The organism is Micromonospora sp. NPDC049580 (assembly GCF_040675595.1).
Taxonomy (GTDB): Bacteria; Actinomycetota; Actinomycetes; order Mycobacteriales; family Micromonosporaceae; genus Micromonospora.
The window spans coordinates 1-6,322 of sequence record NZ_JBFAPG010000377.1; the positions used below are offsets into that span (position 1 = coordinate 1).

The window sequence follows — 6,322 nt, forward strand, 5'->3', positions numbered from 1 at the left end:
GCCGCGTACGCGCCGGCCGCGGACCGGCGGATCGACGCCGCTGGCGCCGCCGTGCTGCCCGGCTTCGTGGACAGCCACGCGCACCTGGTCTTCGCCGGGGACCGGGCCGCCGAGTTCGCCGCCCGGATGGCCGGCGAGCCCTACACCGGCGGTGGCATCCGGACCACTGTCGGCGCGACCCGGGCCGCCAGCGACGACGAGCTGCGGGCCACCGTGCGCCGGCTGCGCGGGGAGGCGCTGCGCCAGGGCACCACGACCATCGAGATCAAGAGTGGGTACGGGCTGACCGTCGCCGACGAGGCCCGCTCGCTGCGGATCGCCGCCGAGTTCACCGAGGACGCCACCTTCCTGGGTGCCCACGTGGTGCCCGCCGAGTACGCCGACCGCCCCGACGACTACGTCGGGCTGGTCTGCGGGCCGATGCTGGCCGCCGCCGCGCCGCACGCGAAGTGGATCGACGTCTTCTGCGAGCGGGGTGCCTTCGACGTGGACCACGCCCGCGCCATCCTCGCCTGCGGGCAGGCCGCCGGGCTGGGCGTACGGCTGCACGCCAACCAGCTCGGCCCCGGCCCGGGTGTGCAGCTCGGGGTGGAGCTGGACGCGGCAAGCGTGGACCACTGCACCCACCTGTCCGACGCCGACATCGACGCGCTCGCCGGCACGGCCCACAGCGACGGGTCGGGCACCCGCACGGTCGCCACCCTGCTGCCCGGCGCCGAATTCTCCACCCGCTCGCCGTACCCGGACGCCCGCCGGCTGCTCGACGCCGGAGTCACCGTGGCCCTGGCGACGGACTGCAACCCCGGCTCGTCGTACACCTCGTCGATGCCGTTCTGCATCGCCCTCGCCGTCCGGGAGATGCGGATGACCCCGGCGGAGGCGCTGTGGGCGGCGACCGCCGGCGGCGCACGGGCCCTGCGCCGCGACGACGTCGGCGTGCTCACCCCCGGCGCACGGGCCGACCTGGTCGTCCTGGACGCGCCGTCGTACCTGCACCTGGCCTACCGGCCCGGTGTCCCCCTGATCCACCAGGTAATACGCAACGGAGTTCCACAGTGACGACCGTGATCATTCAACCCACCGGTATCACCGCCGACGACGTCCTCGCGGTGGCGCGCGGCACCGCGACGGTGACCCTCGACCCGGCCACCCGCGACGCGATGGCGACCAGCCGCGCGATCGTGGACGGCATCGAGGCCGCCGGGCGGCCCGTGTACGGCGTGTCGACCGGGTTCGGCGCGCTCGCCAACACGTTCGTCGCGCCGGAGCGGCGGGCCGAGCTGCAACACGCGCTGATTCGCTCGCACGCCGCCGGGGTGGGCGCCCCGATGCCGCGCGAAGTGGTGCGGGCCATGATGCTGCTGCGGGTCCGCTCGCTCGCCCTGGGCCGCTCCGGGGTCCGCCCGCTGGTCGCCGAGGCGCTCGTCGACCTGCTCAACCACGACATCACCCCGTGGGTGCCGGAGCATGGTTCGCTGGGCGCCTCCGGCGACCTCGCGCCGTTGGCGCACTGCGCGTTGGTGCTGCTCGGTGAGGGCTGGGTGCTCGGCCCGGCCGGCGAGCGGCAGGACGCCACCGACGCGTTGACCGCCGCCGGGCTCAAGCCGATCGAGCTGGCCGCCAAGGAGGGGCTGGCGCTGATCAACGGCACCGACGGCATGCTCGGCATGCTGCTGCTGGCCATCCACGACGCGGCGCACCTGTTCGCCATGGCGGACGTGACCGCCGCGCTGGCCATCGAGGCGATGCTCGGCTCGGAGCGGCCGTTCCTGCCCGAGCTGCACGCCATCCGTCCGCATCCCGGCCAGGCGGCGTCGGCGGCGAACATCCACCGGCTGTTGCAGGACTCCCGCGTCATGGACTCGCACCGCGACGACCTGGCGCACGCCGTGCAGGACGCGTACTCGATGCGCTGCGCGCCGCAGGTGGCCGGCGCGGCCCGGGACACCCTGGACTTCGTCCGCACGGTCGCGGCCCGGGAACTGGTGTCGGTCGTGGACAACCCGGTGGTGCTGCCCGACGGCCGGGTCGAGTCCACCGGAAACTTCCATGGCGCGCCGCTGGGCTTCGCCGCCGACTTCCTCGCCATCGCCGCTGCCGAGGTGGGCGCGATCGCCGAGCGGCGGGTGGACCGGCTGCTGGACGTCACCCGCTCCCGGGAGCTGCCGGCGTTCCTCTCTCCCGACGCCGGGGTCAACTCCGGCCTGATGATCGCCCAGTACACGGCGGCCGGGATCGTCGCGGAGAACCGTCGGCTCGCCGCACCCGCCTCGGTGGACTCGCTGCCCACCAGCGGCATGCAGGAGGACCACGTCTCGATGGGCTGGGCGGCGGCCAAGAAGCTGCGGACCGTGTTGGACAACCTGACCAGCCTGCTCGCGGTCGAGTTGCTGGCCGGCGTACGCGGGTTGCAACTGCGCGCGCCGCTGGTGCCGTCGCCCGCCGGCCGGGCCGCCGTCGTCGCCCTGGGCACGGCGGCTGGCGAACCCGGCCCGGACGTGTTCCTCGCCCCGGTGCTGGAGGCCGCCCGCGCGGTGCTGGCCGGGCCGGAGCTGCGCGCCGCCATCGAACGGGAGGTCGGCCCACTGGGCTGACCTTCGCGGGTCGCTGTCGTCCGCCGCGGGTCAGGCGGCGGGCGGCAGCACCTCCGCGACCGTCAGGCGGCGGGCGGCAGCACCTTCGCGACGAGCTTGGCCAGCTCCCGCAGCGCCTTGCCCCGGTGGCTGACCGCGTCCTTCTCCTGCGGGGTCAGCTCGGCGTTGGTCCGGTCCTGCCCGTCGCCGAGGAAGATCGGGTCGTAGCCGAACCCGCCGTCGCCGCGCGGCGCGCGCAGCACCCGACCGGACTGCCGGCCGTCGACCAGGTGCTCCTTGCCGCCGGGCAGCACCAGCGCCACCGTGCAGACGAAGGACGCGGCCCGGTGCTCGTCCGGCACGTCGGCGATCTGGTCGAGCACCAGGCGGAGGTTGGCCCCGTCGTCGCCGTGCCGACCGGACCAGCGGGCGCTGAACACGCCCGGCATCCCGTTCAGGGCGTCCACGGCGAGCCCGGAGTCGTCGGCGATCGTCGGCAACCCGGTACGCCGGCAGCCCTCCCGCGCCTTGATCAGCGCGTTCTCGCCGAAGGTGAGGCCGGTCTCCGGCAGCTCCGGGTACTCGTCGACGTCGTCGAGGCCGAGCAGGGCGATCCGGTGCGCGCCGAGCGCGCCGTCCAGGATCCGCTGAAGCTCCACCAGCTTCTTACGGTTACGGGTGGCCAGCAGGACCTTGTTCATGCGGAACCACCTTCGTTCGCGACTGCGGGGCTCGCAAGCTCACTCCTCGCGCTCACGAGAGTGCCTTCCGCTGGGCTTCGGCCAGATCCGCGCACCCGGCCACGGCCAGGTCGAGCAGGCTGTCGAGCTGGTCGCGGGCGAACACGCCCGCCTCGCCGGTGCCCTGCACCTCGACGAAGTCGCCCGCGCCGGTGCACACCACGTTCATGTCCACCTCGGCGGCCACGTCCTCCTCGTAGCAGAGGTCCAGTCGCGCCTCGCCGGCGACGATCCCGACGCTGACCGCCGCCACCGACCGGTGCATCACCTTCTCCGGCTTGCCGGCCAACGCCTTGCGGGCGGCCAGCCAGCCCACCGCGTCGTGCAGCGCCACGTACGCGCCGGTGATCGCGGCCGTGCGCGTGCCGCCGTCGGCCTGGAGCACGTCGCAGTCGAGCACGATCGAGTTCTCGCCGAGCGCCTTGAGGTCGATGCTGGCGCGCAGGCTGCGCCCGATCAGGCGGGAGATCTCGTGCGTGCGGCCACCGACGCGGCCCTTGACGCTCTCCCGGTCCGAGCGGGTGTTGGTGGCCCGGGGCAGCATCGCGTACTCGGCGGTCACCCAGCCGAGCCCGGAGCCCTTGCGCCAGCGGGGCACGCCCTCGGTGACGCTCGCCGTGCAGAGCACCCGGGTGCCGCCGAACTCGACGAGCACCGAGCCCTCCGGATGGGTGCTCCAGCCCCGGGTCAGGGTCACCGGTCGGAGTTGAGAGGGCCCTCGCCCGTCAGGTCGCGCCATGCCCTGCACCCTATGCGGTGCGGCGATCCGCCTCCCCCGGGGTGTCCCGAGCAGCGTGCGCGTCGTGCACCCGCAGGAATCCGGCGACCGCCGCCGGCCAGCCGAACTCCTCTGCCCGAGCGCGGGCGGCCCGCCGCCGCGCCGCCTCCGGCGGTCAGATGTCGTAGCTGGCGCCGGCCCGGACCACCTCGAGCGGCCCGGTGTACGCGGCGGCAGCCGACTCCAACGTGTGCGCCTCGCTGCCCCACGCCGCGACCAGGTGGGTGAGCAGCAGCCGGCCCACCACCGCCTTGGTCGCCGTCTCGCCCGCCTCCCGGCCGGTCAGGTGCAGGTCCGGAGGATTGTCCACGCCGTCGAGGTAACTGGCCTCGCACAGGAACACGTCGGCATTCTGCGCCAGGCGCAGCAACGCGTCGCAGGGCGCGGTGTCCGACGAGTAGCACAGCGACCGACCGCCGTGCTCCAACCGCACGCCGTACGTCTCGACGGGATGGTTGACCCGGTCGACGGTGACGGTGAACGGCCCGATCGGGAAGGTGCCCGGCTGCAACGCGTAGAACTGGTAGACGTCCTCCACCGTGCCGTCGTCGCCGTACGCGGCGCTGAGCCGGTCCGGTGCGCCCGAGGGCGCGTACACCGGCAACGGCGGGTACGGGCCGTCCGGGGCGTACCGGCGGACCACCACGTACGACACGGCGTCGAGGATGTGGTCACAGTGCAGGTGGGTCAGCAGGATCGCGTCGGGGGCGTGCAGCCCTACGTAGCGCTGGAGGCTGGACAGCGACCCCGAGCCGAAGTCGACCAGGAGGCGGAAGCCGTCCGCCTCGACGAGATAGGCGGAGCACGGCGACTCGGGGCCGGGAAAGCTACCGGCACACCCCAGGACAGTCAGTCGCATCGGGTCGTCTCACTGTCACTGTCAGTAGCATCCATGCCGGCGGTCGTCCCGGCCATGATCTCTACCGACGCGTACGCCACGCTGCGCAGCCTACGCTGGGGTGCCCGAGGACAAGAATCATCCGTTGGAAGTTGTCACGAACGTGACACCCGCTCACAGGGGTGCGGGCGACGAACGGGCCACCGACGCGTACGCCGATGGCCCGTTCGCGCAAGACCCCTGCCCTCAGGCCCAGAGTTGACCCTCCAGCGCGTCCTCGGCATCCGCGAGGGTGCCGCCGTACGCGCCGGTGGACAGATACTTCCAGCCGCCGTCGCAGACGACGAACGCCACATCGGCCCGCCGGCCGTCACGGACCGCCTCGTGCGCCACCGCGAGCGCGGCGTGCAGGATCGCGCCTGTGGAGAAACCGGCGAAGATGCCCTCCACCTCGACGAGCTGACGGGTCCGCAGTACCGCGTCCCGGGTGCCGACCGAGAAACGCCGCGACAGCACCGAGGCGTCGTACAGCTCCGGCACGTACCCCTCGTCGATGTTGCGCAGGCCGTAGACCAGCTCGCCGTAGCGCGGCTCGGCCGCCACGACCTGGATGCCCTCGACCTTCTCGCGCAGGTAGCGCCCGGTGCCCATCAGGGTGCCGGTGGTGCCCAACCCGGCCACGAAGTGCGTGATGGTGGGCAGGTCGTGCAGCAGCTCCGGACCGGTCGTCTCGTAGTGCGCCCGCGCGTTGGCCTCGTTGCCGTACTGGTAGAGCATCACCCAGTCCGGGTGCTCGGCGGCGATCTGCTTGGCCGTCGCGACGGCCTGGTTGGACCCGCCCGCCGCCTCCGAGAAGATGATCTCCGCCCCGTACATGCGGAGCAGCTGGACCCGCTCGGTGGAGACGTTCTCGGGCATCACGCAGACCAGCCGGTACCCGCGCAGCTTGGCCACCATCGCCAGCGAGATGCCGGTGTTGCCGCTGGTCGGCTCCAGGATGGTGTCACCCGCCCGGAGTCGGCCGGCCTCCTCCGCCGCGCGGACCATGAACAGCGCCGCGCGGTCCTTGATGCTGCCCGTCGGGTTCCGGTCCTCCAGCTTCGCCCAGAGCCGCACCGGCGGCGCGCCGTCGGGCACCGTCGGCGAGAGCCGGGGCAGACCAACGAGCGGCGTGCCCCCACAGGCGTCGAGCAGGCTGTCGTACCGCGCCATGGCGGCCGCCCTCAGCGCGCGGCGACGGCGGTCGCCGCGCTGTGCGAGCTGATCGCCGCTGCCGCGGCGCTGTGCGAGCTGATCGCCGCTGCCGCGGCGCTGTGCGAGCTGATCGCCGCTGCCGCGGCGCTGTGCGAGCTGATCGCCGCTGCCGCGGCGAAGCCGAACGCGCCGCCGGCCA

Annotated in this window: 6 protein-coding genes; 2 read left to right on the forward strand and 4 right to left on the reverse strand. The window is 73.5% G+C overall.

What is annotated here, in order from left to right:
• Together hutI and hutH are read left to right on the forward strand one after the other, a co-directional pair.
• Positions 1–1,059, forward strand: a 1,059-nt coding sequence (hutI, locus tag AB0J68_RS24465) for an imidazolonepropionase (protein WP_363940574.1), incomplete at its 5' end; no start/stop codon positions are given.
• Complete coding sequence (hutH, locus tag AB0J68_RS24470) at positions 1,056–2,594, forward strand: histidine ammonia-lyase (RefSeq protein ID WP_363940575.1); 1,539 nt, start codon at positions 1,056–1,058, stop codon at positions 2,592–2,594. The genes hutI and hutH, both read left to right, overlap by 4 nt.
• Before the next feature lie 62 nt (positions 2,595–2,656).
• On the opposite strand, the gene rdgB is transcribed toward hutH, so the two are convergent.
• The 4 genes from rdgB to AB0J68_RS24490 form a co-directional block, all read right to left on the reverse strand.
• On the reverse strand, positions 2,657–3,274 hold the full coding sequence (gene rdgB, locus AB0J68_RS24475) for an RdgB/HAM1 family non-canonical purine NTP pyrophosphatase (RefSeq protein WP_354855134.1): 618 nt from the start codon (positions 3,272–3,274) through the stop codon (positions 2,657–2,659).
• A 52-nt stretch (positions 3,275–3,326) separates the two neighbouring features.
• Complete coding sequence (rph, locus tag AB0J68_RS24480; RefSeq protein ID WP_363940576.1) at positions 3,327–4,052, reverse strand: ribonuclease PH; 726 nt, start codon at positions 4,050–4,052, stop codon at positions 3,327–3,329.
• 154 nt (positions 4,053–4,206) lie between these two features.
• The gene (locus AB0J68_RS24485) at positions 4,207–4,950 is read right to left on the reverse strand and encodes an MBL fold metallo-hydrolase (RefSeq protein WP_354855133.1); all 744 of its coding nucleotides are present in this window, start codon (positions 4,948–4,950) and stop codon (positions 4,207–4,209) included.
• A 225-nt stretch (positions 4,951–5,175) separates the two neighbouring features.
• On the reverse strand, positions 5,176–6,141 hold the full coding sequence (locus AB0J68_RS24490) for a cysteine synthase (RefSeq protein ID WP_354855132.1): 966 nt from the start codon (positions 6,139–6,141) through the stop codon (positions 5,176–5,178).
• Between the last annotated feature and the right edge of the window lie 181 nt (positions 6,142–6,322).